1 pseudogene is annotated in these 1473 nt (G+C 61.5%); it reads left to right on the plus strand.

From position 1 onward, the window contains the following. Positions 1 to 102: 102 nt before the first annotated feature. Positions 103 to 1473, plus strand: a pseudogene (locus ACOQFS_RS00110) (heme lyase CcmF/NrfE family subunit); the annotation flags it as partial.

Raw genomic sequence — 1473 nt, forward strand, 5'->3', positions numbered from 1 at the left:
GAACAGGAAAGTCAATGAAATCAACGATCTACCAACACCACCTCCGCGCCAGTGCTAGCTTTTCGTACCGTCACTTATTGCACTGAAAACGAGGAGACCCCCGCCTGGGCGCGCTGGTCGCGGCCTTGGGGAACGGCCGCATGGATATTTCTGACACTCGGCATTGCCTTGGGAAGCTGGTGGGCTTATTACGAGCTAGGCTGGGGCGGCTGGTGGTTCTGGGATCCGGTCGAGAACTCTTCCTTCATTCCGTGGCTGGTCGGCACGGCGTTGATCCATTCGCTGGCGGTAACAGAAAAGCGGGGCAGCTTCAAGAACTGGACCGTATTGCTCGCCATCTGCACGTTTTCGCTCGCGCTGCTGGGCGCCTTCCTGGTGCGCTCCGGCGTGTTGACATCGGTACATGCGTTCGCGACCGATCCGCGCCGCGGGATATTCATCCTGATGCTGCTGGGGCTGGTGGTGGGAACGTCGCTATTCCTGTTTGCCGTGCGCTCGCCCAAGGTCGGCCTGGGCGGACGCTTCGAGTTGGTGTCGCGGGAATCGCTGCTGCTGGTCAACAACGTGTTGCTGGTTGTCGCCGCCGCTTCGGTGCTTCTCGGCACACTCTACCCGTTGTTTGTCGATGCGCTCGGTTTGGGCAAGCTGTCGGTCGGCGCCCCGTATTTCAATGCTGTATTCGTTCCGTTGATGGTGCCGGCGCTGCTGCTTATCGCAGTGGGGCCACTAGCGCACTGGAAAGCCGCGGACCTCGGCAATATGCTCAAGCGCCTGCGAGTGCCGGCAATCGTCGCTTTGCTAGCTGGTGTGGGCCTGCCTTTTGCGTTGGGCCGCTGGTCGCCGCTGGCCGCGATGGGACTGGCGCTTGCTTCTTGGATTATGGCGAGTGTGGTTGCCGCCGTCGCCGAACGCGTGCGCACCACGCGCAGCGGCTTGCTTGCGCAGCCGCCCAGCTGGCTCGGGATGCACATCGCGCACCTGGGAATTGGAGTATTCGTGGCCGGCGTTACGCTGGTTATGGGATATGAAGCGGAAAAAGATGTACGGATGGTACCGGGGGACATCATTAGCGCGGGTGGATACGACTTCAGGCTGCTCGGTGTGCGTCAGGCGCAGGGACCCAACTATGTGGCCGCCGTGGGCGACGTGGAGCTGTCGCAGGACGGCAAAGTTTTGCGCTTGCTACACCCTGAAAAGCGCAGCTATGCGACCTCCACCATGCCGATGACTGAAGCGGCGATCGATGCCAACGGGTTGCGCCATGTCTACGTGTCGCTTGGTGAGCCGCTGCCAGACGGCGCCTGGAGCGTGCGGGTTTATTACAAGCCTTTCGTCGATTGGGTCTGGGGCGGCTGCCTGCTGATGGCCTTAGGCGGTTTGCTTGCCATCAGCGACCGGCGCTACCGGCTGAAGCTGGGGTCCCCTTGTTTTCAGTGCAATAACTGGCGGTACGCAAACCCAGCACTGGCGCGG

The organism is Paracidovorax sp. MALMAid1276, from assembly GCF_049198005.1.
Taxonomy (GTDB): Bacteria; Pseudomonadota; Gammaproteobacteria; order Burkholderiales; family Burkholderiaceae_C; genus Acidovorax.